General features: G+C 43.3%; 22 protein-coding genes. 16 read left to right on the forward strand and 6 right to left on the reverse strand.

Annotated features, from left to right (window positions below):
• Nucleotides 1–302: 302 nt before the first annotated feature.
• Nucleotides 303–1,004, forward strand: coding sequence for a CPBP family glutamic-type intramembrane protease (locus tag AAEY93_RS09935; protein ID WP_124013490.1), 702 nt, complete (start codon nt 303–305; stop codon nt 1,002–1,004).
• Nucleotides 1,005–1,373: 369 nt separating this feature from the next.
• Here the strand turns inward: AAEY93_RS09935 and AAEY93_RS09940 are convergent, their stop codons facing one another.
• Nucleotides 1,374–1,625 carry a hypothetical protein gene (locus AAEY93_RS09940; protein ID WP_124013491.1) on the reverse strand — a complete coding sequence of 84 codons (252 nt, stop codon included), beginning with the start codon at nt 1,623–1,625 and terminating at the stop codon, nt 1,374–1,376.
• Nucleotides 1,626–2,041: 416 nt separating this feature from the next.
• Here AAEY93_RS09940 and AAEY93_RS09945 point away from each other — a divergent pair, with 416 nt between their 5' ends.
• Nucleotides 2,042–2,698 (forward strand): class I SAM-dependent methyltransferase, encoded by a 657-nt coding sequence (locus AAEY93_RS09945; RefSeq protein ID WP_164839403.1) that lies wholly within the window; start codon nt 2,042–2,044, stop codon nt 2,696–2,698.
• Here the strand turns inward: AAEY93_RS09945 and AAEY93_RS09955 are convergent.
• Nucleotides 2,695–2,940, reverse strand: coding sequence for a cytochrome b/b6 domain-containing protein (locus tag AAEY93_RS09955; RefSeq protein WP_502959553.1), 246 nt, complete (start codon nt 2,938–2,940; stop codon nt 2,695–2,697). The two genes, AAEY93_RS09945 and AAEY93_RS09955, sit on opposite strands and share 4 nt — an antisense overlap.
• Nucleotides 2,941–3,226: 286 nt before the next feature.
• Between AAEY93_RS09955 and AAEY93_RS09960 the strand changes: the two genes are divergently transcribed.
• On the forward strand, nt 3,227–5,053 hold the full coding sequence (locus AAEY93_RS09960; RefSeq protein ID WP_351076558.1) for a thiamine pyrophosphate-binding protein: 1,827 nt from the start codon (nt 3,227–3,229) through the stop codon (nt 5,051–5,053).
• 60 nt (nt 5,054–5,113) lie between these two features.
• Here the strand turns inward: AAEY93_RS09960 and AAEY93_RS09965 are convergent, their stop codons facing one another.
• Complete coding sequence (locus tag AAEY93_RS09965) at nt 5,114–5,488, reverse strand: hypothetical protein (RefSeq protein WP_101034746.1); 375 nt, start codon at nt 5,486–5,488, stop codon at nt 5,114–5,116.
• A 725-nt stretch (nt 5,489–6,213) separates the two neighbouring features.
• On the opposite strand from AAEY93_RS09965, the gene AAEY93_RS09970 reads away from it, so the two are divergent.
• From AAEY93_RS09970 to dbpA, 3 genes are all read left to right on the forward strand, one after another.
• Nucleotides 6,214–7,764 carry a methyl-accepting chemotaxis protein gene (locus tag AAEY93_RS09970; RefSeq protein ID WP_124013494.1) on the forward strand — a complete coding sequence of 517 codons (1,551 nt, stop codon included), beginning with the start codon at nt 6,214–6,216 and terminating at the stop codon, nt 7,762–7,764.
• A gap of 611 nt (nt 7,765–8,375) precedes the next feature.
• Entirely contained in the window at nt 8,376–9,242 is an 867-nt protein-coding gene (locus tag AAEY93_RS09975; protein WP_351076699.1) for a pirin family protein, read from the forward strand.
• 325 nt (nt 9,243–9,567) lie between these two features.
• A complete protein-coding gene (dbpA, locus tag AAEY93_RS09980; protein ID WP_351076563.1) occupies nt 9,568–10,971 on the forward strand; it encodes an ATP-dependent RNA helicase DbpA in 1,404 nt (467 codons plus the stop codon).
• 119 nt (nt 10,972–11,090) lie between these two features.
• Here dbpA and AAEY93_RS09985 read toward each other — a convergent pair whose 3' ends face one another.
• The gene (locus tag AAEY93_RS09985; RefSeq protein WP_335688353.1) at nt 11,091–12,542 is read right to left on the reverse strand and encodes a DEAD/DEAH box helicase; all 1,452 of its coding nucleotides are present in this window, start codon (nt 12,540–12,542) and stop codon (nt 11,091–11,093) included.
• Nucleotides 12,543–13,073: 531 nt separating this feature from the next.
• Between AAEY93_RS09985 and AAEY93_RS09990 the strand changes: the two genes are divergently transcribed.
• The 9 genes from AAEY93_RS09990 to nqrF all read left to right on the forward strand — a co-directional run bounded on the left by AAEY93_RS09990 (nt 13,074) and on the right by nqrF (nt 24,164).
• Nucleotides 13,074–14,132, forward strand: a complete 1,059-nt coding sequence (locus tag AAEY93_RS09990) for a DUF3626 domain-containing protein (protein WP_351076567.1) — start codon at nt 13,074–13,076, stop codon at nt 14,130–14,132.
• A gap of 339 nt (nt 14,133–14,471) precedes the next feature.
• A complete protein-coding gene (gene cydD, locus AAEY93_RS09995; protein WP_351076570.1) occupies nt 14,472–16,259 on the forward strand; it encodes a heme ABC transporter permease/ATP-binding protein CydD in 1,788 nt (595 codons plus the stop codon).
• Between the two features lie 35 nt (nt 16,260–16,294).
• Nucleotides 16,295–17,992 carry a heme ABC transporter ATP-binding protein/permease CydC gene (gene cydC, locus AAEY93_RS10000; protein ID WP_351076702.1) on the forward strand — a complete coding sequence of 566 codons (1,698 nt, stop codon included), beginning with the start codon at nt 16,295–16,297 and terminating at the stop codon, nt 17,990–17,992.
• A 337-nt stretch (nt 17,993–18,329) separates the two neighbouring features.
• Entirely contained in the window at nt 18,330–19,709 is a 1,380-nt protein-coding gene (locus AAEY93_RS10005; protein WP_351076572.1) for a Na(+)-translocating NADH-quinone reductase subunit A, read from the forward strand.
• Nucleotides 19,709–20,923, forward strand: a complete 1,215-nt coding sequence (locus tag AAEY93_RS10010; protein WP_335688346.1) for an NADH:ubiquinone reductase (Na(+)-transporting) subunit B — start codon at nt 19,709–19,711, stop codon at nt 20,921–20,923. The genes AAEY93_RS10005 and AAEY93_RS10010 overlap by 1 nt, the downstream gene beginning before the upstream one ends.
• A complete protein-coding gene (locus AAEY93_RS10015) occupies nt 20,913–21,683 on the forward strand; it encodes a Na(+)-translocating NADH-quinone reductase subunit C (RefSeq protein WP_101032815.1) in 771 nt (256 codons plus the stop codon). Before AAEY93_RS10010 ends, AAEY93_RS10015 begins: the two co-directional genes overlap by 11 nt.
• The gene (locus AAEY93_RS10020; RefSeq protein ID WP_101032814.1) at nt 21,684–22,304 is read left to right on the forward strand and encodes an NADH:ubiquinone reductase (Na(+)-transporting) subunit D; all 621 of its coding nucleotides are present in this window, start codon (nt 21,684–21,686) and stop codon (nt 22,302–22,304) included.
• A gap of 9 nt (nt 22,305–22,313) precedes the next feature.
• Entirely contained in the window at nt 22,314–22,922 is a 609-nt protein-coding gene (gene nqrE / locus AAEY93_RS10025) for an NADH:ubiquinone reductase (Na(+)-transporting) subunit E (RefSeq protein ID WP_101032813.1), read from the forward strand.
• 24 nt (nt 22,923–22,946) lie between these two features.
• The gene (gene nqrF, locus AAEY93_RS10030; protein WP_124013497.1) at nt 22,947–24,164 is read left to right on the forward strand and encodes an NADH:ubiquinone reductase (Na(+)-transporting) subunit F; all 1,218 of its coding nucleotides are present in this window, start codon (nt 22,947–22,949) and stop codon (nt 24,162–24,164) included.
• A 147-nt stretch (nt 24,165–24,311) separates the two neighbouring features.
• Here nqrF and AAEY93_RS10035 read toward each other — a convergent pair whose 3' ends face one another.
• Both AAEY93_RS10035 and AAEY93_RS10040 read right to left on the reverse strand, forming a co-directional pair.
• Complete coding sequence (locus AAEY93_RS10035; RefSeq protein WP_101032811.1) at nt 24,312–24,485, reverse strand: helix-turn-helix domain-containing protein; 174 nt, start codon at nt 24,483–24,485, stop codon at nt 24,312–24,314.
• Nucleotides 24,486–24,591: 106 nt separating this feature from the next.
• A complete protein-coding gene (locus AAEY93_RS10040) occupies nt 24,592–25,275 on the reverse strand; it encodes a Rossmann-fold NAD(P)-binding domain-containing protein (protein WP_157822212.1) in 684 nt (227 codons plus the stop codon).
• A 237-nt stretch (nt 25,276–25,512) separates the two neighbouring features.
• Here AAEY93_RS10040 and AAEY93_RS10045 point away from each other — a divergent pair, with 237 nt between their 5' ends.
• Nucleotides 25,513–26,184, forward strand: a complete 672-nt coding sequence (locus AAEY93_RS10045) for a nitroreductase family protein (RefSeq protein WP_124013499.1) — start codon at nt 25,513–25,515, stop codon at nt 26,182–26,184.
• Nucleotides 26,185–26,222: the final 38 nt, after the last annotated feature.

Consider the following 26,222-nt stretch of genomic DNA (forward strand, 5'->3'; position numbering starts at 1 on the left):
AACTTAAAACGTTATCGTCAGAAGAATGGGTGGCATTTTTAAGAAGTCGTGGCATTCTTAGGCGTCCATTCGTTAGACGAATATCGTCAGAAGAATGGGTGGCATTTTTAAGAAGTCGCGTCAACTTAAAACGTTATCGTCAGAAGAATGGGTGGCATTTTTAAGAAGTCGTGGCATTCTTAGGCGTCCATTCGTTAGATGAATGGGTGGCATTCAAGGGAGCCCACATAAGATATTGTGGCGTCAATTGCTAAAGCAGCCCTAAAAAATGCTCTAAAAAAGCATAAAAGGAAATAACAAACATGTCACACCAAGACCAGATCCTTAGCGCCAAAATGGCGGCTCCGTTCTGCATATTATTAATAGTAATATTACTGTTACAGGTGGTTGGTGTGTATGTCAGCAATAATTTTTTAGCGTCGGGAGGCTTTAAAGGTTATTGGGTGTTAAGCCGATTAGTCTTTCCTTTTGTTCTGGTTTTTTTGCTGGCGATACCGTTAAAACAACTGTATTTCTCTAAACCTACAATTAATCGTGAAAACCTGCTGCTTATGGCTGTCTTTTTTGGTCTTCTGCTTTGTTTATTTATTTATCTACAATTTTTTGCCGCAGATTATTTCTCTCACTATCGCCATGGACGTTCTTTAGAGGATCTCAGAGAAGCGGGTAAGTTTCAGCGTTTTCTCATTTTTACCGCATCGACCATCATAGGCTGGGAAGTCCTCCACCGAGGATTTTTATTGGGCGGTGGCCAATATTGTTTAACCAAGCATTACAAACTTAATCCAATGGCGGCAGCGATTATAATGACCATTATCGTGTGCATCTTCGAAGTATTATTCCACATAAAAAAACCTATCTACGAAGCCATCGGCATGATCATCGCCTCGCCTTTATTATCCTATTTAACCATTAAGACTCGCAGTTTATGGCCTGCGTTAACGTTTCATTTATTGATTGAGTTAGCATTTGGCTTTTCCGCGTTCTATTACTCGGTCAATTAATCACTGATTAATCACTCCATAAATAAAATAGCCGTAATAAACATGTCATATATGGACGCTGTCGATGAGTCAGGGCAATCGTCTACTCCTCGAAGGCTGTTGGCCTTAGTTTTCTATTCAATTGCTTCACTTTTATCATTGCTTTTGATGCGACTCATGTCCCCCTAAAAAATGGCTGATGGTGATTATTTGCTTGATTGTGGTGGCAGAAAGCAGTGTTTGCCATTATCGGGGGTTAGTATACTCACTGGCGCGGGGATGATGAGCCTTTTGCAACAAGGTGGCCGTTTTTACTCATATTCACATTGAGACCCACACTCGCCATGGATAGATCCGCAGTAGTGTCATTGTTACTGATGATGCTAGGAATTATTTAAACGTGACTTTTCCACCCACCATTTTAAAGGCTGGCGCGCCGCGGACTAAAGTCTCTCGGGCAAATACCTGGCCGCATTCAGGGCAAGTGCAGGGGACTTTGGTGTTGTTTTCGACAATACGCTCCTTGAAGCATTTGATTAAGGCGCCTTTACCTCCCTTGCGATACTTAAACAGCTGGGTTTTACACTTAGCGCAGAAGATGTCGACGGTTCGGGAAGGTCCTTTCTTATTCGGTTTTGCCATATTGTAGTTTACTTTAAGCTGTGTAAGTTCTTATGCCCATCGTAATAAAAACAGCGGGATTAGGCTAAAGTTAGCTATCATTTTTTAATGACAAGATCTGCTATTGGTTTGAACTGTGATCGACTGGATCGGATCTCGGTGTTAAATAAACGGTACCAATCCCCTCAGTTAATAAAGTGCGCGGGAGTTATAATTCCGAACCAGAAGGCCACTACACTGGTTACGGTTAAGGCTGGATTCAAGAAATAAGGGCAATATAGGCATATAGATACATATTGAGCCGAGGGGAAATAGCCGATGAGGTTTACATTGCGCGCTAACCATAATATACATTCGCGCCCTATAGCCGCTGAAGCTCGCGCGGTTTATATTGAACGTTCGACATGTAAATCTCAAATTATAGAGAGGTTTTACCTTTGAGTTTTTATGAAAACAATATTCTTCCACACATTATCAATTGCGCTTGTTCTTCCAGTGTCATAATGGAACTTAGGCAAAAAGTCGTTCCTTTAGCTTATGGCAATGTGTTAGAGGTTGGTATGGGGTCTGCTGTTAACATGACTTTATATAATCCTATGAAAGTAAACATGATATGGGGGCTTGAACCTTCTCTTGGAATGCGTAAAAAAGCGCTAAAAAATCTAGCTAAATCCCCTATTCAGGTTGAGTGGCTAAGTCTCCCCGGTGAACAAATTCCGCTTGATGATCATTGTGTTGACTCAGTCGTGTTAACGTACACGCTTTGCACTATTGCTGATTGGCGTGCCGCAATGAAGCAAATACACAGAGTATTAAAGCCCGATGGTAAAATTCTTTTCTGTGAGCATGGTCAAGCTCCTGATGACTCAATTAAAAAATGGCAAAATCGTTTAAATCGTTTATGGGGTAACGCCTTTGGTGGCTGTAATTTAAATAGGCCTATGATTGAAAATATACAAAGCAGCGGGTTCACTATCGATTGGTTTGAAAGTAATTATATAAAGGGAATGCCGAAGTTTGCATCTTATATTAGCTGTGGCGTAGCGACTAAAGTTACGAGTGAACCATTTTTCTATTTTGGCACTGTCGGTTAAGCGATCGATGGTAATGGACTGTGCCATGGGGTCGATTGCTTTGCGGGTCTTTTGATGCATCCCCATAACAGGCGAAAAACTAATAAGATTAAGATGCTGTAACCCGCGTAGCTGTGAATGGTCATCCACTCATCTTCGCCCTCGGTTAAATAGGCTAGAGTAAAAAAACCAACGTGTGACCAATGGAATATGCGGATCAACACATCCCAGACGTTAATGGTGTGCAAGTTATTTAATGGCATGATGTGACGCGCCTAATTGTGGTTTAGGAGTAGGTTACTTAACCCAAACTTAAACCTCGCTTAAATTTTCAATGGGTCACTTGGTTTGAGCTGCGGTGAAATGAGTTGTTCTAGTGGTGTGGCCGATTGGCCATTGGGAGAGGATTAGCAAAATGGGTTGCTTGGTTATGGGGAGGGCGTTGTGACAACCGCATCTGCAGGGCAATTTTATAAAGCTGATCTCGATCAATACATGATCTAGCACTTGCGCTTAGTCTAAGGCCATTAACGACTATAGGAGCGTAATGTGACCTCATCGATTCAACACAATTTTGGCAAGCAGTACCATGACAGCTTGCCACAACTAGGACATAGCCTTGCCCAGTTATTGCAATTTTTTGGGGCGAAGCGGCTCTATGGTGTGGGTGGCGATTTTGTCGCCAACCTTATTAATGCACTTGAGCCGAGCCTTACTGTGCTGCCCTCAAGTAATGAGATGCACGCAGGCTTTAGCGCATGTGCTCAAGCCGAGGTAGCAGGCCTTGGTGTCTGCCTTACAACATACACAGTCGGCAGCTTACCCTGTATTTCTGCCGCGGCCCTAGCCCGCACCGAAGGCTTACCTGTTATTTTTATATCCGGTGCTCCTGGGGAGAATGAAATCGCCCAGCATTCCTTGCACCATACTGTGCATCCTCATACCGCGTGGAATACGGATCTCAATGCTGCCCTCAATGCGTTTAAAGCCCTAGGTATTCGCGCAGAGCGACTACAAGGACAGCGTCATACTGGTCAGCCTAATATTGCCGCTGAGCAATGCTTAGCATTAATGACTCATGCTTATTTACATCGCCAACCTGTGTATATCGAGATCCCCAGGGATCTGGTGCAGCAACCGACCCAAGCCTTGTCTTTACCCCCAAGTCTGGATTCTCTCCAAGGACAACACCTTAATTTGAGCGGCGCTGAACTTATCGCCGCGAACATACTCGATAAGCTGAGCAAATCTAAGGCTCCCTTACTGTTTCTTGGGGAAAAGTTGCGCCTTAATCCCGATCTATTGGCAAGATTGGTCAAGCTATGTCATCAGTTACAACTACCCTATGCCGTCACTTGGTTTGCCAAGGGTATGGTCGATGAAAGTGATCCTCTCTGTCTTGGCTGCTATAACGGCGTATTCAGCCACACCCCAGGTAAAATCTACATTGAAACCATCGCCGATTATGTGTTGGAAATAGGCACAGCTATTTTTCCATCCGACACCAACAATGCCTTTGGCAGCCAGACTCATGCCATAGACAAGCACCAGAATAAGACGATGTTAAAGGGCACTGCTCACCGGGAGCAAGACATCATCGCCGTCGTCACCCTGCTAGAGTTGGGGCTGCAGCACAGGCTAGAAGCCACAACAAAACAACCTCAACTATCACCGCAGGCTGCGCCGCAAGATGCTGTTGCCGTTATGGGAGAAAACATTGAAGCCCAGCAGAGCCTAAGCTATGCCAATTTGGCAAAGGTGATCAATGTAGCTCAAGCCACTTTGCCTCAGCCCTATGTATTTATTCCTGAAATAGGCAATGCCTTCTTCGCCAGCTTCGAGCTTAATACCTTAAACACTGAACTTGGACGCAGTTTTTTGGCCAATCCTTGGTATGCCGCCATGGGCACAAGCCTTCCCTATGCCAGAGCGGTAGCCGATGAACTCGCTTACATTGGCAGTCAAGTGCCTATTTTGGTTATCACAGGTGATGGCGGGTTTAATTTTCAGGCTAATGAGTTGATTAATTTGCAGAAACAGCATGCCAATGTCACGATACTTTACATGCGAAACAATGTGTTTCATTTAGGCAAAGCAGGCAATGCGCCCATATATCACTGCAATGCAGAAGGTTTTGATCCTAAGTTGTTGATCCAAGCTTACGGCGGGCAGGGCCATTATTGTCAGACTCAGGCACAGCTGATACAGACCCTACAACAAACAGCCACAGGCGGGCTGCATTTGATCGAAATCCCCACATCCTTAGAAACTCAATGCCAGAGTGATATCAGCCGTAAACTGAATAGCTATATTGGTTTTAAAAATGGCGACCCTGTTGCTAGCGCCCAATGGCAGGCGCTTTGCGATCAGGCATAGTGGCAGTAAAATAGCGCCAGATGAGTGGGCGGCAGGGTGACTCTGATTAGGTACAAATAATTACTGTGCCTCTGCCGCTTTAATCGTTAATCGCTCTTGATTAGATAAACGGATTTGAATCCCATCAACGGTGGTAATCCGCTTGGCTTCAATATCTTTTTTACGTACTTTGTAGCTTGTGGTCATCGCTTCAATGGGTGATGTAATCGTCACTTCAACCACGGTGTTTTCGTCATACAGACTCCAACCCCAATAGCCAGTTGAGGCTAACATCGACACTGCAATCATAGCGTAAATAATCACCCGACTAAAAAATGGCGAGCTTTGTTCCTCTGCTATTGCAGCACTGCGACTCGCTTTACTGCCCCGGCCACTGCGTAAATATACAATAGCGCCAACGATTACTAATATCGTGACTAGAATTTGTGTCAGCACTTCGTTTCCCACCAATCATTAATTAACCATGATTATACTGTGTTTTGATTATTTTAACGTTATCCAGCACACATCAAGAGTGATCATGGTGCGATAACTAATTGCTAGAGAATCGTCACAGTATAAACGCTTATTTTTGCTTCAACTCCCGTTCCTTTCTCGCTGTTGGCGATGAGAAAAATGGTGGGTATTAAGCGACTATTATGTAAAAGGCAACCACAAAAGAGCAAGCGATCCATACCTGGAATTAACCTCTTTGAATGAATATGACTTTTCATTTTTATATTAAAACACCGTTGAGATAGAGTCAGCTAGATTAAAATAGTCGATCTAAAATAGCGCCATAAATATGTTTTTCAAATGGTCGTTTGCTGATGGGCAACAAATCAAAGTCTGTCTACCAAGATATTTTTCGCTATGTTATTGGTTAAATAGATGATCGGCCTTATAGCTGACGCTTAATGACCTTATCCGCTGCTATCGTCTGAAGAAAAAAGTCACTAACAAGGTGAACAAATATTAACATTATTTACCGATGCCATCCAAATGAGCGGCTAATGCTTGAGACATCACCTCGATCTTAAAAACCATCAATGTGACTTAACTCGTGTATTTTACAAATGTTAAATATTTGGCGATTAAATTAGCTAATCATCACATCAATGTCGTGCTGACTGATTAATAATCGCCTCACTTATTTAATTGACTGCGTTTAATGTATCACCATGACTGTAAAAGAAATTATTGATGAAGAAATCACGTATCCGTCAGATTATAAAATTCTTTCAACAACAGATCTAGACAGTATCATTACCCATGTTAATGATGACTTTGTTACTGTTTGTGGCTACCAAAAAGAAGAATTAATCAACAAGCCACATAATATTGTCCGCCATCCTGATATGCCTAAAGCCGCATTTGCTGACCTCTGGGATACTATTAAGCAAGGACAAAGCTGGATGGGGCTAGTGAAGAACCGTTGCAAAAATGGCAAATACTATTGGGTTAACGCCTATGTCACCCCCATTAAACGCAACGGTACTATTTGTGAATACCAGTCGGTTAGAACTCAACCTGAAGTTGAGCTCACTGAACGTGCTCAAGCCTGTTATGATGCGGTCAATGCTGGCAAAGCAGCCAAGCCAAAGTTTGGCGCCAGTATTATCACTAAACTGCTATTGGGCTGGTTGTTTTCAGTAGGGTTATTCATGTCCTTACCTTACGCCAGTGCTTTCTTCACTATGTTAACCTTTATTATCGCCATTATATGTTTTTGTCGACCGCTTTATGTTCTTAAACAGCGTTTTGATAACATACTTATTTTGAGTAAAAAAATACATGATAATCCACTCAATCAATTTGTTTACACGGGTTATACCGATGAGCTTTCTCACATAGAATTAAGCCTACGGATGCAAAAAGCAGAAATACTTGCCGTGGTCGGACGTATCAAAGACAGTGGTGAAGAACTCCAGCAAGGTTTAGAAGAGCATCAACAACAAAATCAAGCCAATCAGAGCCAGTTGGTTGAGCAATCACAAAATTTAGAACAAGTCGTTACAGCCATTGGGCAAATGAACGCTTCTGTTACTGACATTGCCCAAAACACCAGTAACTCAACGGCAGAAATCCATCAATTAGTGGAACAAATACAGGCAACTAAGGTGGCATTAGTTAACAGTAAAACCGCCACAACTGAAATTAATAGCTTACTCGAAGAGTCGCGTGTTGCTATTTCTACCCTGAATCAACAATGCCAAAGCGTGAATCAAGCCGTCGATGTGATAGAAAGTATTGCGCAGCAAACAAACTTACTGGCGCTTAATGCGGCCATTGAAGCCGCGCGCGCTGGAGAGACGGGCAGAGGATTTGCAGTGGTCGCCGATGAAGTGCGTAACTTGGCAAGCCGCTCAGCAACGTCTGCTCTTGAAATACACGCTATTATCAATACACTCAGTCACACGACTGCAGAGGCTGTAGCGCAAATGGATCAAAGTCATTTGTTAATAGACAAGAGCATTGACTCCAGTAACATGCTTGAGCAAAGCCTGATTTCTGTCAGTGAAGTGATGAACATTATCGAGGGTAATGGAGAGCAAATTTCAGTTGCTGCTGAAGAACAAGCCACTGTCGTTAATCAAATTTATAATAATGCGATGGCATTACAAGCTGGTATCAATCAATTCGAACAAAATTGCCATAATGCTGCAATACATAGCCAAGAAATTAGTGGTCAAGGTGTTCGCCAAACAGAGTTGGTGTCACAGTTTAATTAGACGTTTTGAGCGTCAATATTAATTCGATATAGATTGAGCATAATAATCCTACCTTATACATGGCCAACGCCGTTGGCTCTGCAATATTCCTTATGTCGTTGCATACCGCCGTGTGGCATTACAATTAGCCACCTAGGTTGAGCGATTTGCAATGACTTGGGGAATGTCGACCTACTTGGCATACATCTTTTTCAAGCTATCGCCGTTTGTTTTTATTGTATCTTTGTTGTTGCTTTGCTCGTTTTTTGAGCCGTAAATCTCATTGGGATTAACTCGCTTTATCGCGACACCGTAAGCGCGTGAACATGCTTTTGCAGTCGATTTCATCGTATAAAAATCACACTATCATACAATATTCATTAACTATATTGCCTGCTATGCTCAAGTGATATTGATATAAATAACCTCTGCTCGGGTTATAGAGATAAAATAAATTATCTATTTATCTGTCATATCAAGCTCATAATTTGTTCTGTTAACGAGGTGCAATGACACGTTAATAACGCGTCAATAGCGTGCTACTGCGAGTCAGTAAAATGCAGTGAACGAGAAAATAGCTGGTTGATAACCGTTTATTATCTTGAGTTGAGGTTAAATAAATGGGGTTTATGATGAAAGTATTGAATCGCTACAGTGCACTGCCTGCAATGGACGGTGATGGTGTTAACATCAATCGTATTGCCGATTTCGATAAGCTTCGTTTTGACCCCTATTTAATGATGGATGAAATAAAGTCTGATAACGAGCAATATTTTATTGGTGGTTTTCCGCCTCATCCTCATCGCGGCATAGAAACTTTTACCTATATCCGTACAGGTGGCTTTGAGCATCGCGATCAAATGGGCAATGTTAAGCATATACGTGCCGGTGACGTGCAGTGGATGAGTACTGGCAGTGGTGTGGTGCATTCTGAAATGCCATTAGCAGATACTAAAGAAGGGCTGCATGGGTTTCAAATTTGGCTCAATATGCCAGCAAAACATAAAATGCGTCCACCTATTTATCAAGATACCAGCAAGCAGGCTAATCCGTGTATAGATAACGAACACGGCGCAAATCTTGTTGCCTTGGCGGGAAGCTGGGGCTTTAATCATGACCCTCATGAGATTAGCTCAAGTATTCAAGGTTTAGCCGGTCATGGTGCTATTGCCGATTTAACCTTAGCTGAGTATGGCCATGGCACACTTAATCTTGCAGAATACCAAACGGTGTGTGCTTATGTGTATCAAGGTGAACTTAACTATGTTGATGCACAAGGTCTGCGAGAAACGGCTAGATCAGGGCAGTTGTTGGTATTAGATCCACATGACGTCAGTCATTTTCAAACTAAATCGACAGGTGCAGGATTATTGTTGCTTGCGGGAAAACCTATTAATGAAGAGATTGTTCATATGGGGCCGTTTGTGATGAATAGTCAAGCTGAGATAGAGCAAGCAGTACACGATTATCAGCAAGGTCGTTTTGAGCAAATTTTCTAGGATTGCGCTCAATATAAGCTGAGTTATCGGTAAATATTTGTCAGCGAACGGGCAATAAAATTGCTACAATAGCTGATATCTGGCTTAGGTTTGTTTTAACACCTTTGCTAACACCAATCTTATTTATTATCTGTTCCTTCTGGCAAGATAAATCGTTCGTAAATAGCGGTAAGCATTTTTCATATAACATCATTGTATATGCTAATTTTGTTCTGCTGTTTAATGATAGTTTTGCGCGTTATTGGCTCATTTATGTAATGGTATTGGTATATTTTTTTGCAGCTTTTGCCTGCTTTTTACCTTTCGATATCAGAGGATATTTGCCTTGAGTCAGTCTACAGAACAAGTCGTTAACACGGCTTTTGCATCACTTAAATTAAAACCTGAATTGCTTGAAAACCTCCAAACTATGGGTTTTGAATCGATGACTCAGATCCAAGCCGAAAGCTTACCGCCTATTTTGGCTGGTGAAGATGTCATTGGCCAAGCGATGACAGGTTCTGGTAAAACCGCAGCCTTTGGTTTAGGGCTACTCAATAAGCTGGATGTAAAACGTTTTCGCATTCAAACTATGGTGTTATGTCCAACGCGCGAATTAGCTGACCAAGTGGCGAAAGACATTCGTACCTTGGCCCGTGGTATTCATAACGTTAAAGTATTAACACTTTGTGGCGGCGTACCTATGGGACCGCAAGTTGGTTCATTAGAGCACGGTGCGCATATTATTGTCGGTACACCGGGTCGTATTGTTGATCATTTAGATCGCAACCGTTTAGATTTAAGTAACATGAACATGCTTATTTTAGATGAAGCAGATCGCATGTTAGAAATGGGCTTCCAACAGCACATTGACCAAATCATTGCTGCCGCACCTCGTGAGCGTCAAACGTTACTGTTTAGCGCCACGTTCCCTGATCAGATCCAAGCGATTGCCGATCAAATTCTGTATAAACCGGTAATGGTTAAAGTGGAAGCTAAGCACGATAACCTAACTATCGATCAACATTTTTATCGTATCGAAGATAACCAGGGCCGTCTTGAAGCATTGCGTTTATTGTTATTAGATAAGCAGCCTGAAAGCGCAGTAGTGTTTTGTAATACCAAGCGTGAAACCCAACAAGTAGCTGACTCATTACATGAATTTGGCTTTAGTGTATTAGCATTACATGGCGATTTAGAGCAGCGCGATCGCGATCAAATGTTATTGCAGTTTGCTAACCGTAGTGCGCGTATTTTAGTGGCCACCGACGTTGCGGCGCGTGGATTGGATATTGATGAGTTAGACGCAGTATTTAATTATCATATTGCTTACGATACTGAAGTGCATATTCACCGTATAGGCCGTACTGGCCGAGCTGGCAGTTCAGGGGCCGCATATACTTTGTTTGGTGAAGAAGACGGTTACAAAATGGCGATGATAGAAGAAGCCATGAATAAAGACGTAGTCAGTGAGCCTTTACCCGCAATGAGCGTACTCAACAAGCAGCCATTAGCGGCTGCGATGATCACCATTCAGATTGAGGGGGGTAAAAAGCAAAAAATCCGTCCAGGTGATATTGTTGGGGCATTAACGGGTGGCAATGGTTTAGATTTTAACGATATTGGTAAAATCAAAGTGACTGATTTTCGCGCTTACGTTGCAGTAAAAAGCAATGTGTCTAAACAAGCGATGAATATCATCAGTAAAGGTAAGTTAAAAGGCCGTAATTACCGCGCTTGGTTTATGTGACCAATTAATGTGTTATCGGTCAATTTATAGCCGATTGATGATGCCTGAATAATAAAAAACCGGTGAACAATGTTCACCGGTTTTTTTTATGCTTTATCGCTAGTGAGCTAGTGAGCTAGTTAGCTTTTTACTTTAGCATTGGCATAAGGATTACTGCTTGTCGATGTTACTGGTGCCGTACCACTTCGACGTGGTGGACGTGAACGTTGTGGTGGTTTATTACCATTGGCTCTAGCTTCTGCCTTAGGATCAGCAGGGTTAGCGTTATTGTCGTGGCCACGTGATTGCTGGCGTGAGTCAAACTTACGCGCTGGCTTATCACCTTGAGCACCATCATTAGCATGTTGCTGAGCATGTTTACTGCGGTTCGGGTTTGGCTTTCTCGCTTGAGTGCTTTTTGAGCTGCCACTTGATTTGAGGTTAGGTTCAGGAATTGTGAACGGTGCTTCAAAACCATCAAGCTGCTTACGCTCAATGACGCGGTTAGTTAAGCGCTCAATATCATGCAGTAATTTAACTTCTTCTAAGCCAACTAATGATACCGCTTGACCTGTTGAACCTGCTCGGCCTGTACGGCCAATACGATGTACATAATCTTCAGGTACATTGGGCAAGTCAAAGTTCACAACACATGGCAGTTGATCTATGTCGATACCGCGAGCGGCAATGTCGGTTGCGACCATCACTTGTACTGCGCCAGCTTTAAAATCAGCCAAAGCCTTTGTGCGTGCGGTTTGGCTTTTATTACCATGAATCGCTGCAGCTTTAATGTGGGCGGCATCTAAACTCTTGGCCAAACGGTTGGCGCCATGTTTGGTGCGCGAAAAGACCAATACTTGCTTCCAATCATTGGTTTTAATCAGTTCGATTAGTGCCATTGATTTTCGTGTTTTATCCAATGGGTACACACATTGTGTCACCGAGGCGGCGGTAGCGTTGCGAGGCGTTACTGAAATTTCTACCGGATTGTTAACCAAACCTTTAGCCAGTTCACGAATTTCATTCGAAAAAGTCGCTGAAAACATCAGGTTTTGACGCTTAGCAGGTAACATCGATAATACTTTTTTAATGTCACGAATAAAGCCCATGTCTAGCATGCGGTCTGCTTCATCTAACACGAGAATTTCTAATTTGCTGAAGCTAAGGGCTTTTTGCTGGCATAAGTCGAGTAAACGGCCAGGGGTGGCGACTAAAATGTCGACCCCATTTCTGAGCGCAGCTAATTGTGGCACGATAGACACACCACCAAATACCACGGCTGATTTTAACGGTAAGTTGACGCCATAAGTGGCGACGCTTTCTTGTACTTGTGCTGCAAGTTCACGTGTTGGTGTTAACACGAGCGCACGGACTTGACCACGTTGCGCGCGTTCACCTTTAGACAACAATTCTAAAATTGGCAGGGTAAAACCAGCTGTTTTTCCTGTCCCAGTTTGTGCCGCTGCCATTACATCTTGGCCCGCTAAAACGGCTGGAATTGCTTGTGCTTGAATTGGAGTGGGGGTGTCGTAACCTTGTTTTTCAACCGCTTTTAAAATAGCAGCATTCAGACCAAGTGAGGAAAAACTCATAGAAAAATCTCTTTGGGCAACGCATTGTTGCTTTGAATAAAAGGTAGCCAGTAACGGCGGCCGTGAAGCTTACCTGAAAACCGCTATAAGTGCTATCAAATCCCTTAGTGGGCGATGATGTATCCTCTTGGGTTGCAATCAATAATGGGCGATTTAATCGTTCAAATACAGAGGTTATTATCCCAAATACAGCGGTTGAATGAAATCGTGTTAATCTTAAGACTTGCAACAGTGCTAAACGTCGACTTATTACATACAATAAAACGATAAGCTGTTTTCTAATGCAATATTCAGCGACTTAGCAGGGTTTTACTAAGCTGATCTCGGGTTAATATATGGGGTAAGTAAGCTAAAATCAGAACATTTCAGCTAATTTATCGCTAATTTGCCATGTGTTTTGCTAATAAAGAGGATTGACGCTTCAACAGCGACTCAATTGCAAGTCAATTCAACGCAGTTAGCAGGGGAAGGGTTGTTTGATAACCGTTATTATCCCGAGCTGAGGTTACTTAACTTAGGAGTCTCTTACTGATGAAATTAATGGCACAAACACACATAGAGAAAATGGCGTATGAGCTGCGAGATCATGCTCATGCCGTGATCAAGAATGTGTTGTTAATGTCTAATATTTCAACCTTATCACTCCAACTCGCCATGCGTGAGCTAGCGCAACATAGTCGAGTCGCTTTGCATTTTCATCCCGATCAAATTGATAACCGTGGCCTCACCGTTGTTGATGGGTTATTGCGTGATGGTGTGTATAAAAGTCAGTTTGAAACTCATGTTTCTAATGGCCACTTATCGCCAGAATTAGGCGGGTCTCGCGACCATTGGGAAAACCAATTATTTGGTCACACTTATTCTGGTATTAAGCATCGGCCTAAATATGGTGCGTTAGATTTTGGTTTATGTCCGCTAGGCCCAGCGCCTCGCTTTGGCAGTTGTTATTTTGTCACCCATCCTCAAATATTGTCGCGATGTACCTTTAGTTACCTGGACTCTTATCGATTGCCCAAAGAAAAGGGCACCATAAAGTGTTTTGATGCGATTATAGCGGCATTATTAAGTGAAAGTTTTGAACGTCAATATGCGTTGGGCATTCCAGGGCTTAAACCGAGTAAGCTAATTGAACATTTTAGTCAGCATTTAACCGATGATATCAGCCGTCGCTTTGACGCTATGCCAAGCGCTAATTTAGATCATTATATTGAAGCCCAAATTCACGGTGATGTGATGCTGGAGGAAGATGTCGCCATATTAGTCGCGGATCCGTCATTTATCGGGAGCGCCATAGGGGATTCATTAATCGCCTTGTGTAACGAATACGAAATTGAATTGCATTGGCATAAAGGGCGTCAAATTAATGTGGCGCAAGTACCGGATGATTTTCGTGGTGCTGCCATGCCTATTTTGGCACAAAGTATTGCTGAAAATGAGTTGATCAATGCAGAAATTATTGGCCGTGCGGCATACCAATTACAAAAACAACCTACTTCTTGGAGTGAGCGGGGAGCACATTCTAAAAAACGACAAGACTTAAAGTTACTCTGGCACGTGTTGGTTAAATACGGCGAGAGTACCACTCAGTAAAGAGTGTTATCGATGCTAAACTGATATTAGCCTATCGCCTCCCTCTGTGTTCTGTTCATCAATTAGCTTGGTTATACGATTCATCATGATTATGCTGAGCAATGTGATATTGGCTTGGGATAAACCAGGCTATTTTCACAAGAGGTACTTTACTGAATGCGATATGTTTCGAGAAGATATTTAAGGTAATTGATATTGTTACTAAATTTAATTATTAAATCAGGCTTTATTAGCAAAATGTGAATCAGATATCATTTACACCGTTTTAAGTGTTAACTAGATGCCAGTACTGCGATACTGCGTGATAAAAGTGGTCATCAATAACTGCGCCGGAGCTTCATGGACAAGTCGTTAGAAAAGTCATTAGCAAAATGGCTTAAAAACCAACAATCTTCTTGTGGTATTTTCCTTAAATTATCTGCGTTATGTGGGGTGTTAAATGGCATTGCCATTGTAGGACAGGCCTATTTTATTGCCCAGATTTTGCAGGGTGTCATTATTGATAACCTCGTACCTGGCGCATTAAGCAATGAATTCTATGCACTTATTAGCTTGTTATTGATACGAGCCTTGTTAGCCCAAGTGCGTGAACGGCTTAGTTTTGAGGCGGGAAAACGTTTACGCGAAGATATACGTCAAGCTGTGCTTAATAAGTTAGTGGCACTGGGTCCGGTGTTTATTAAAGGTAAACCTGCTGGAGCATGGGCAACCTTAGTGTTTGAGCAGGTTGAAGATTTACATGACTTTTATGCTAAATACTTACCGCAGATGATGTTAGCGGGGTTTATTCCTTTGCTGATCTTAGCGTGTGTGTTTCCGCTTAATTGGGCTGCAGGGATCATTTTGTTGGCCACTGCGCCTTTAATTCCAATGTTTATGATTTTAGTTGGCATGGGTGCGGCAGATGCTAACCGTAAAAATATGCAGGCGTTGTCGCGTTTAAGCGGCCACTTTATGGATCGGCTAAAAGGACTGCAAACGTTAAAGCTGTTTAATCGCGGCGCCGCGGAGTTAGTCAATATTGAACAGGCTTCAGAAGACTTTCGCTCCCGCACTATGTCGGTATTACGTTTAGCCTTTCTCAGTTCAGCGGTATTAGAGTTCTTTGCCGCAGTGTCGATTGCGGTATTGGCGGTGTATTTTGGCTTTAGTTACTTAGGTCATCTCGACTTTGGTCATTATGGCGTGCAGGTGAGTTTGTTTACCGGTATGTTTGTGTTGATTTTAGCGCCAGAATTTTATCAACCGCTTCGCGACTTAGGCACCCATTATCACGCCAAAGCTCAAGCCATTGGCGCAGCAGAAGCGCTAGTTGAGCTGCTTGATTACCAAGTCAGCACAGTGGCTATCGATTCAATACCACAAAATAATACATTCTCTGCCGATAGCATAGGTATCCAAGCCATTGGGGTTGAAGTGTTTAGTTTAGATGGTCAGCGTTTAGTTGGGCCTGTTTCATTTACGTTACCCGCAGGTGAACACTGGGCCATTGTGGGTCCAAGTGGCGCGGGAAAAACCAGTTTGCTGAATGCATTATTGGGGTTTTTACCTTATCAGGGATCATTGCTGATTAATGGTCATGAATTATCGCACCTTAATGTGGCGCAATGGCGTCAGCATCTGGCTTGGTTAGGCCAAGATCCGCAATTATTCCATGGCACCGTGAGAGAAAATGTTGCTTTGGCCAACCCGCAATTAAACGATGAGCAGATTATGGCGTTGCTTGAACAGGCCAACATCAGTGAGTTTGTGTTACAGCATCCATTAGGGCTCGATTTAATCATCAGCGATCAAAGCGCGGGTGTGTCGGTAGGCCAAGCTCAGCGTTTTGCTTTGGCTCGTGCGTTGGCACAACCGGCGAAGTTATTTTTATTAGATGAACCAACAGCCAGTTTAGATGCCCAAAGTGAGCAGTCTGTGATGGCCACGTTGCAGCGCGCAATGCAGTCGACAACGGGATTAACCGTGACCCATAAATTAGATGATTTACACACGATGAATTGTGTCTTGGTCATGGACAAAGGAAGGGTCGTACAACAAGGCCATGTTAATGATTTACAACAGGTTGATGGGTTATTAGCACAAATGCGCAATCAACAACAGAATCAACAACAGGAGGTATGCTGATGTCACAATCCGTTGACGCGAAACCGCGCAGTATCATCCAGGTATTACGCCCTTTTGTTGCTTTGTTTCGCCGCCAGTGGCTGATGATGTTAGTGGGGCTCTTGCTCACATCGACGACATTACTGACGGGCATTGGCTTATTGTCATTATCGGGCTGGTTTTTATCTGCCAGTGCAGTAGCAGGCTTAGCGGTGGTTACCGCGCAGACGTTTAACTATTTCACCCCCGCCGGAGGTGTGCGATTTTTCTCCATCGCTCGTACTGCAAGCCGTTACGGTGAGCGGTTAGCAACCCATGAAGCGACCTTTAAATTATTGACGCAACTGCGTGTTTGGGCATGGAAGAAGTTACTGCCGTTAAGCGCGGCTAACTTGCAAGGTCTGCGAAGAGGTGACTTACTCAATCGTTTGGTTGCCGATATTGATACCTTAGATCATCTCTATTTACGCTTACTCACGCCAATGGCCGCATCTTTGATGATGATTGGTGTATTGTTGGCGTTTCTCGGTTGGTTTGATAACCATTTAGCCTTGAGTTTATGCACTCTGTTATTAGCCGCTTGGTTTATCTTACCGCTAGTATTTTATTACTTAGGTAAGGCGCCTGGGCAAGTATTAATGCAGGCGCAAAGGCAATATCGAGTTGAGTTACTTGATGTTATTCAGGGGCAGGCCGAGTTAAGTTTATTTGGCGCTAATAAGCGCTATTTGGCTCAACTTGAACAAGCGCAGCACAGTTTATTTAGTCAGCAAACCACCATGGCCAATATTACCGGGCTAAGCCAAGCATTACTGATATTAATCAATGGCAGTGCGGTTGTCTCTATGCTGTATTTAGCGGGTCAAAGTGTCGGTGAGCTCTCGCCGCCAGGGCCGTTAATGGCATTAATGGTGTTCGCCACTATGGCCAGTCTTGAAATGATGATGCCGATAGCCGGTGCATTCCAACATTTATCAAGCACGGTACTTGCTGCGCGGCGGGTGACGGAAATAACCGAGCAAACACCGAGTGTGATATTTAATCCTGATAGTCACTTACAAGCCCATCACGGAGCTTTGCAGATCAGTGGCGTTCACTTTGGTTATCACGCGCACTCTCCGGTGTTACAAGGCCTTGGCTTAACCATTAAAGCCGGTGAAAAGGTGGCTATTTTAGGTCCTACTGGTTGTGGTAAATCAAGCTTATTGGGACTGATCACCCGTGACTGGGCGGCGCAGCAGGGATCCATTACGCTTGATGATCAGCCAATCAGTGACTACAGCGATGCCAATCTTCGTGCTGCGATGACTGTGGTTAGTCAACGTATTTACCTGTTTTCAGGTACTTTACGTGACAATTTAGCGTTAGCGTTGCCGTATCTGCACGGTGAGGCCAAAAAAGAACATGATCACCGTTTTATTGAAGTGTTACAGCAAGTGGGTCTGCAAACCTTGTTGCAAGGCGATAAACCATTAGATTGTTGGATCGGTGAGGGCGGCCGACAATTATCCGGTGGCGAGCAGCGCAGAATTGGCGTGGCTCGGGCATTATTGCGTGATGCTCCTTTGCTGCTGTTAGATGAACCTACTGAAGGACTCGATAAACGTACCGAGCGTGAAATCCTCAACGTCTTACTCGATTTTGCCCAGCACAAAACCCTGCTAATGATCAGCCATCGCTTGACCGCGTTAGAACAAATGGATTCGGTGTACCTTTTTCAGCAAGGACGGTTAATTCAACAATTGGCTGATTAACGTCTCTGGCTAACGATATAGAATATCAGCGGTTCGCCATTTTAATGCGACATCATTAATGGGTGTAAGTTGGTCTTTAATGAAGTGGCTTTCGGCTATTTTTGTTAATAATTATTAGTAAATCGCCGCGGAAATGACGTCGAAATGTAAAAACCTTTTTGACTTTAAAATTACACAAATTGTATCATATTGGTCAATAAATTGATCTGGTTCACACATTTGGTATTCGGTTATGTTGAAAAATTACAGTTCTCACTCGGACTGTGATCTTTGTTGTTATATTAGTAGTTGCAAACATATAATATTAGCTATCGAATATTTTTAGATGGTGAATGTGATGGCTGGTGCTAACAATCCAGTGATAACTATTAAGCGTGGACTTGATATCCCGGTTGCTGGTGAACCACTACAGCAAATAGATGACGCACCTAAAACGACCCAAGTGGCGTTAATTGGTGAAGAATATGTGGGCTTAAAGCCAACAATGTCGGTTGAAGTAGGCGATAGTGTCGTCAAAGGCCAAGTGTTATTTGAAGACAAAAAAACGCCAGGGGTGTTATTTACCGCGCCAGCAAGCGGAGTTGTTGTCGCTATTAATCGCGGAGAGCGTCGGGTACTGCAGTCGGTTGTCATTGATTGTGATGCCAAGCAAGAGCCCTGTTTCATTCTTGAGTCTATGGATATTAATACGCTATCACATCAAGCCGTTAAAGACGGTTTGGTCCGCAGTGGCTTATGGACCGCGTTGCGCACACGTCCTTTTTCTCGAGTGCCCCAGTTAGATGCAAGCCCTGCCGGTATATTTGTCACCGCCATTGACACCAATCCTCTTGCGCCCGATCCACGGGTTATTATTGCGACTCAACCACAGGCTTTTCAAGCCGGATTATTTGCCCTAACGTTTTTGACTAGCGGTCAGGTGTATCTATGCCAAGACGATGGCGCTTCGTTATTGGCCGATGCCAGCATTGAGTACGACTTATCGCAAGTCAATGTTCAGCGTTTTAACGGTGTGCACCCTGCCGGATTAGTTGGCACCCATATTCATTACCTGTTACCTGCCAGTATTGAACGCCAAGTGTGGCATGTGGGTTATCAAGACGTGATTGCCTTTGGCAAACTGTTTTTAACCGGCGAACTGTATACCAATCGTATCGTGTCATTAGCCGGCCCTAATGTGTTAACGCCACGATTAGTGCAAACTCAATTGGGTGCGAAGCTAAGCGATTTGACCCTGGATGAAATCAATCAACAAGATTCCCGTATTGTTTCTGGATCACTATTGTCAGGTCATACTGCTGTCGGCGTTTATGATTACCTTGGCCGCTTTCATAATCAAATTAGTGTGCTCACTGAAAATGGACAACAAGAGATTTTACCTTGGGTTCGCCATGATAGCCGAAAATTCTCAATGACCGGCATCATGATGTCAGGCTTTAGTCGCACCAAAAAACTGTTCGACTTTACGACCCAAGCTGGTGGTTCTCCACGGGCCATGATGGCATTTGGTCAACTTGATCGTGTGATGCCATTAGATATTCTGCCCACGCTTTTAGTGCGCGACTTAGTGGTACGCGATACCGATGAGGCACAGTTATTAGGGGCATTAGAACTAGATGAAGAAGATTTAGCACTATGTACTTTTGTGTGCCCTGGGAAATATGACTTCGGTAAAGAATTACGTGCTTGCCTAGATATTATCGAGAGGGAAGGTTAATGAGTCAGCAACAGAAAAAACCCAGCACCCAAGACAGTTACTACGCCCATGGTAACTCAATGCGGAGTTATCTACGGTCTTTGTGGATAGCCAATGGCCGCAGCACTAAAGGTGATGTGCATATTCGTGATGCTATTGATGTTAAGCGCACCATGCACATTGTCGGCATGTGTTTATTTCCTGCCATGTTATTGGGTATGTACAATATTGGTCTTCAGGCGCAAATGGCCATTATTGCCGGGGCAACCCAGCCTGATGTATGGCAATTAGCCTTGTATAACGCGATGTTTGGCTCGCTGACTGAAAGTGCAGGCTTGATCAGTTTATTCGCTTATGGTGCCAGTTTTTATGTGCCGTTTTACTTAACGGCGCTGATAGTAAACTTGGTATGGGAAGTGGTGTTTGCCAAAGTGCGTCGCCAAGAATTACATGAAGGCTTTTTTATCACGGCCTTATTGTTCTCGTTAATTTTACCCATTTCTACACCATTATGGATTGTGGCCTTAGGCATCAGTTTTGGGGTAGTGGTTGCAAAAGAACTGTTTGGCGGCATGGGCTACAACTTCTTAAATCCTGCGCTAGCGGGTTATGCGTTTATTTACTTTGCTTATCCAACCGAAGTGGTGGCGTTAGGACAGTTTGTTGCGGTTGATGGCTTTTCTGGTGCAACCACATTAACCCTTACCGTGGCTAAAAAATTAAGCTTTGTCGATGTGAGTTGGTTTAGCGTGGTGAGTGATCCGAGCTGGTGGAATGCCTTTTTAGGCTTTACCCCAGGTGCTGTGGGTGAAACCAGTACCTTAGCCATTCTTATCGGTGGCGGTATTTTACTCCTAACTCGCGTAGCTGATTGGCGTGTGGTAGCCGGCGTTATGCTGGGAATGATCATTACCGTCTTGTTGTTCAACTATTTTGGTTCTAGCAGAAATCCCATGTCGGCAATGCCGTGGACATGGCACTTAGTGACCGGTGGTTTTGCATTGGGAATGATGTTTATGGCCACAGACCCGGTGACGGCATCCTATACCCGTAAGGCCAAGTTTGTTTTTGGATTTATGATTGGCTTTATGACCATTATTATTCGTTTACTCAATACCAAAATGCCAGAGGGTATTATGTTGGCTATTTTGTTTACTAATTTATGGGCACCGTTATTCGACTACTTAGTCGCTCGCGCTAATATTAAACGGAGACTAAAACGTCATGGCCTTTAAGAAAGATACCGTCGCTGGAACCATGGTTTTTATTATCATTTTAAGCTTAGTTTGTTCGTTTATGATCACGGGTACTGTCGAGATTTTAAAAGAGCGCAAATTAGCCAAGAAGCGTGAAGAAGTGCAGCAGTATGTGTTAAAGGCTGCTGACATCGACATCAGCCAAGGTGACTTTAGCGAGTTGTTTACTCAGCGAGTTCAACCGAAAATGGTTAACTTGGCGACAGGTAAAGTGACTGAAAAAGCTAACTTACTTGATTTTGACGAACGCATGGCGGCCATTAACCCTGAAACGTCTACTAAACCTAAAAAAGACATCGCCAAGATTAAAACCATGGCGACCGATATTCGCATTTTTGAGGTGTACGACACCAAGGGTCAACTTGCCAGTATTGTTATGCCTATTTACGGCAAAGGTTTGTGGTCGATTATTTACGGTTACATGGCGATAAAACCTGACTTAAACACCATTGAGAACATCGTGTTTTATGAGCATGGCGAAACCCCAGGTATTGCTGACTTTATTACTGACCCACAATGGTTAGCCTTGTGGCAAGGCAAAACGCTATTTGATGCCAAAGGTAACATTGCCATTAAAGTGATTAAGGGCGGTGCAAAAGACGGTGACATTCACGGCATCGATGGTGTCAGTGGCGCGACTCGTTCGGGTGTCGGTATCCAACGTTTAGTCGAGTTTTGGTTTGGCGTAGAGGGATACCAAACTTATCTACACACGTTAGCCGCTGCAGAGGATAAGTAAATGAGTAATACCACTTCAACTCGCGAGATCCTGACATCTCCTATTTTTGCCAATAATCCAGTGGCAATGCAGGTATTAGGTGTGTGTTCGGCCTTAGCGGTCAGTAATTCGATGCAAACCGCATTTGTGATGACACTCGCGGTGACGTTTGTGTTGGTGTTTTCGAACTTGATTATTTCAAGCATTCGCCACTTTATTCCCAACAGTGTGCGCATTATTGCGCAAATGACCGTGATTGCGTCCTTGGTGATTATTGTCGACATGGTGCTACAAGATGTGGCGTATGAGCTATCGAAACAGTTATCTGTGTTTGTGAGTTTGATCATCACTAACTGTATCATTATGGGCCGCGCCGAAGCCTTTGCGATGAAACATCCTCCTCACCTAGCCGTGTTCGATGCCTTAGGCAATGCCTTGGGTTATGGGGTGATTTTAATGGGCGTGGCGTTTATTCGTGAACTACTGGGTCGTGGCAGTTTGTTTGGTCATTCAATCTTAACCACTGTCGAAAATGGCGGCTGGTATTTGGCGAATGAGATGTTCACATTGCCACCCAGTGCCTTTTTTATCATTGGCGTGATGATTTGGGTCATTAAAATCATTCAGCGCAAGCGCGGATAAGGAAACAGCATGGAACACTATATTAATTTATTTATCCAAGCGGCGTTTATCGACAATATGGCGCTGTCATTTTTCTTAGGTATGTGCACCTTTTTAGCCGTATCAAAAAAGGTCTCAACTGCATTTGGCTTAGGGATCGCAGTGATTGTGGTGATGATGCTGGCAGTGCCACTCAATCAAATTATCTACGTCAATATCTTAGCGCCAGGCGCATTAGCGTGGGCGGGGTTTGCTGAACTTAATTTAAGCTATTTACAGTTGATTACCTTTATCGGGGTGATAGCCGCGTTAGTGCAAATTTTAGAAATGTTTTTAGACCGTTATATTCCGACCTTATATCAGTCATTAGGGATCTTCTTACCGCTATTAACGGTCAATTGCGCCATTTTTGCCGGAGTTATCTTTATGGCTAACCGTGACTATAACTTTACTGAGTCAGTGGTCTTTGCTGCGGGTTCTGCTGTGGGTTGGGCGATGGCCATCGTGTTATTAGCAGGATTGCGTGAACGGATGAAGTTTCATGCTATTCCTGATGGATTACAAGGCATTGGGATCACATTTATTACCACCGGCTTAATGGCTCTGGGCTTTATGTCATTTGCGGGCATTACGTTATAACGCATTAAAGAAAAGGGTTATTTAATGGAAATGGCAATAGGTATTGGCATGTTTACCATAGTGGTAAGTTTGCTAGTGGTGGTGATTTTAGTCGCCAAACGAAAATTGGTGAACACCGGTGATGTGACGATTAGCATTAATGGTGATGCCAGTAAAAGCGTGCAAACCCCTGCGGGTGATAAATTATTGGCTGCATTGTCTGGGCAACAGATATTTATTCCATCAGCCTGTGGCGGTGGTGGTACTTGTGGTCAATGCCGCGTAAAAGTGAAAGCCGGTGGCGGTGATATTTTAGCGACTGAGCTGGATCATATCTCGAAAAAAGAAGCCAAAGACGGCTCTCGTTTGGCGTGTCAAGTCGCCGTGCGAACCGACATGGATCTTGAGATTGATGAAGAAATTTTTGGGGTTAAAAAATGGCAATGTGAGGTTATTTCAAATAATAACCAAGCGACCTTTATTAAAGAACTGTTATTAAAAATTCCCGAAGGCGAAGACGTGTTATTTAAGGCTGGAGGTTACATTCAAATTGAAGCGCCTGCCCATCAAGTCCGTTATGCTGATTTTGATATTCCGGACGAATACCGTGATGACTGGGTTAAGTATGGTTTATTTGATTTAGTCTCTACGGTGGATGAAGACGTATTACGTGCTTATTCGATGGCCAATTATCCTGATGAAAAAGGCAGTATACTGCTTAATGTACGTATCGCTACCCCGCCTAAAGCCGGTTTACCACCAGGGAAAATGTCGTCGTATATATTTAGCTTAAAAGCCGGTGATAAGGTGACTATTTCGGGTCCATTTGGCGAGTTTTTTGTCAAAGAAACCGATGCTGAAATGGTGTTTATTGGTGGTGGTGCTGGCATGGCGCCAATGCGGTCGCATATTTTTAATCAGCTAAAAAGTGTTAACACTAAGCGTAAAATGAGCTTTTGGTATGGGGCTCGTTCAACTCGCGAAGTGTTTTATCAACAAGATTTTGATCAACTTGCCGCTGAAAATGACAATTTTACTTGGAATGTGGCCTTGTCGGATCCATTGCCAGAAGATAATTGGACCGGATACACAGGCTTTATCCATAACGTGCTGTACGAGAATTACCTAAAACAGCATAAAGCGCCGGAAGATTGTGAGTATTATATGTGTGGCCCGCCGCTGATGAATTCATCGGTTATTGCTATGCTAGAAAGCTTAGGGGTTGAGTCGGAGAATATTTTACTCGATGACTTTGGTGACTAACGTCTTGCTGTGCAGTACTCACTAAGCCGATAAAAAAATCCCCAATACTGTCAATGACGGTTTGGGGATTTTTTTAGCAGAGAACTTTTAGCAGAGAACTTTTAGTAAAGAACTTTGAGCAAAGAACGTTAAACGGGTAAAGAGGGATTAACGTTCAGAAAACGCTAAATAACGCATCACTTCGGCTTTATTAAAACTAAGCACATTACCGTGTTGTTCAGTGAACAGTAAATTTTCGCGAGCATAACGCTTAATTGTAGTAGGGCTTTTGTCGAGTATTTCACAGACTTCATTTAAGGTTAAATCGTTAGCATCACTCATCTCGTTCTCCTTACTTAATCGTTACAGTTATACTTTTATGTCGTTAGCATTAAACAACACATTGGTATTAACTTGTCACAAACATGCATTATTGTCGAGCGTACTCTTATGAATAATGACAGCGATGCATCATGGCATTAGTGATAATTTGAGTGGTGGGAGCGACTTGAGGCTTCAGAGCGACTTGGTACATCGACTCCGCGACCATTTGTGCATCAATGGGCTGATATTGACGCAGCGGGCCGATAAACAAAAACGATAATCCCCCCAAAATGGTTTGGCCAATATCTTCCAGAAGACGTCTATTATCTCGAGGCCCTAATAATAAACTGGGTTGAAAAATATTCATTACTGGTAAGGACAACGCCTTAAGCGCTTGTTCAACCTCGCCTTTTATCCGGTTATAAAACACGCTTGATTTAGCATCCGCACCCAGTGAGGTCACTACCATAAATTTAAGCGAAGGATTTGCTTGGGTTTGACACAGTTTAGCAAAGGCCAGTACGGCTAATTTATCAACCTGAATAAAGGCCTCTTCGCTACCAGCTTGCTTGATAGTGGTACCTAAACAGCAAAAGGCATGATCCACTTTGTCTGCCAATGTAAGTTCATGAAGTTCGTCAAGCTGGCTGTCAATAAACTGTACTTTTTCGGCGCCAAATTGATGTTCGACTAAATTAGGTTCCGAACGGCCAATGACCAATACTTTACTATACTGTTCACTTTCAATGATGCGAGCCAGTAAGGTATTACCCACTAACCCCGTCGCACCTATTATTACTGCAATCATATGATCCTTTAGAAAGCTAAACTGACTCGCATAGACTCTAATCTGTCGCTCCAACGGTTTCAATAAGAATATTTTAATAGTCATTATTATCCTGTTTGTTAGCGTAGTATTTTTGCAGAAATATTAGTGTTTTTGCAGAAATATTAGTGTTATTCCAAAAAACTAGCGTTATCGCAACAAACATGAGTGTAAGCTCAACATAACAGTAACAAGTAAGCGTAATCATTAGGATGCATTATGACCCAAACGCATTTACCTCTGACCGATTTTATTGAATATTCACCCGATGAAATGCTCAAACGGGCACAAGATAATTACCAGCAGGTTAAACGGCGTCATTCTATTAGGGCGTTTTCTGACCGTGCAGTCCCGCAAGCCATTATTGAACAGTGCATTTTAGCGGCGGGCACGGCACCTAATGGGGCCAACCATCAGCCGTGGCATTTTGTGGCAATTAACAGTCCGCAAATAAAAGCGCAAATTCGTCAACAAGCTGAGGCATTAGAGCAAGCGTTTTATGCCGGTCGTGCCGGCGAGGAATGGTTAGCGGCATTGAAACCTTTAGGGACTAACGCCGATAAACCGTATTTAGAACATGCGCCTTGGCTAATTGCTGTGTTCAGTAAAAAACGCACCGAAGCGGCGGGTGAACAAAAGAGTAATTATTATGTCCATGAATCAGTGGGGATTGCGACGGGATTTTTAATCCAAGCATTGCATCACGCAGGCCTTGGTACTTTAACGCACACCCCAAAACCGATGAGCTTTTTAAGTAAAGTGTGTGGGCGCGACAATGATAATGAACGCCCCTATATGCTTATTATTGCTGGGTATCCTGCAGATGATGCGACCATCCCACAACATGCACTGGAAAAGAAGTCGCTCAGTGAAATGTGTGATTTTATATAATGACGATTCCTGCCGGGCTAGTGCGGTGAAGGTTTGGG

This window comes from Shewanella sp. CAL98-MNA-CIBAN-0140, from assembly GCF_040309905.1.
Taxonomy (GTDB): Bacteria; Pseudomonadota; Gammaproteobacteria; order Enterobacterales; family Shewanellaceae; genus Shewanella; species Shewanella psychromarinicola.

What these genes read in the sequence shown, in the direction of transcription:
- AAEY93_RS09985 (WP_335688353.1), bottom strand. Translation starts at nt 12,542, where the DNA reads ATGAGTTTTTCCTCACTTGGTCTGAATGCTGCTATTTTAAAAGCGGTT.
- AAEY93_RS09970 (WP_124013494.1), top strand. Translation starts at nt 6,214, where the DNA reads ATGACTGTAAAAGAAATTATTGATGAAGAAATCACGTATCCGTCAGAT.
- AAEY93_RS10035 (WP_101032811.1), bottom strand. Translation starts at nt 24,485, where the DNA reads ATGAGTGATGCTAACGATTTAACCTTAAATGAAGTCTGTGAAATACTC.
- AAEY93_RS09940 (WP_124013491.1), bottom strand. Translation starts at nt 1,625, where the DNA reads ATGGCAAAACCGAATAAGAAAGGACCTTCCCGAACCGTCGACATCTTC.
- AAEY93_RS10045 (WP_124013499.1), top strand. Translation starts at nt 25,513, where the DNA reads ATGACCCAAACGCATTTACCTCTGACCGATTTTATTGAATATTCACCC.
- AAEY93_RS10040 (WP_157822212.1), bottom strand. Translation starts at nt 25,275, where the DNA reads ATGATTGCAGTAATAATAGGTGCGACGGGGTTAGTGGGTAATACCTTA.
- AAEY93_RS09935 (WP_124013490.1), top strand. Translation starts at nt 303, where the DNA reads ATGTCACACCAAGACCAGATCCTTAGCGCCAAAATGGCGGCTCCGTTC.
- AAEY93_RS10015 (WP_101032815.1), top strand. Translation starts at nt 20,913, where the DNA reads ATGGCCTTTAAGAAAGATACCGTCGCTGGAACCATGGTTTTTATTATC.
- AAEY93_RS09990 (WP_351076567.1), top strand. Translation starts at nt 13,074, where the DNA reads ATGAAATTAATGGCACAAACACACATAGAGAAAATGGCGTATGAGCTG.
- AAEY93_RS10005 (WP_351076572.1), top strand. Translation starts at nt 18,330, where the DNA reads ATGGCTGGTGCTAACAATCCAGTGATAACTATTAAGCGTGGACTTGAT.
- cydD (WP_351076570.1), top strand. Translation starts at nt 14,472, where the DNA reads ATGGACAAGTCGTTAGAAAAGTCATTAGCAAAATGGCTTAAAAACCAA.
- nqrE (WP_101032813.1), top strand. Translation starts at nt 22,314, where the DNA reads ATGGAACACTATATTAATTTATTTATCCAAGCGGCGTTTATCGACAAT.
- nqrF (WP_124013497.1), top strand. Translation starts at nt 22,947, where the DNA reads ATGGAAATGGCAATAGGTATTGGCATGTTTACCATAGTGGTAAGTTTG.
- AAEY93_RS09955 (WP_502959553.1), bottom strand. Translation starts at nt 2,940, where the DNA reads ATGCCATTAAATAACTTGCACACCATTAACGTCTGGGATGTGTTGATC.
- AAEY93_RS09975 (WP_351076699.1), top strand. Translation starts at nt 8,376, where the DNA reads ATGAAAGTATTGAATCGCTACAGTGCACTGCCTGCAATGGACGGTGAT.
- AAEY93_RS10010 (WP_335688346.1), top strand. Translation starts at nt 19,709, where the DNA reads ATGAGTCAGCAACAGAAAAAACCCAGCACCCAAGACAGTTACTACGCC.
- AAEY93_RS10020 (WP_101032814.1), top strand. Translation starts at nt 21,684, where the DNA reads ATGAGTAATACCACTTCAACTCGCGAGATCCTGACATCTCCTATTTTT.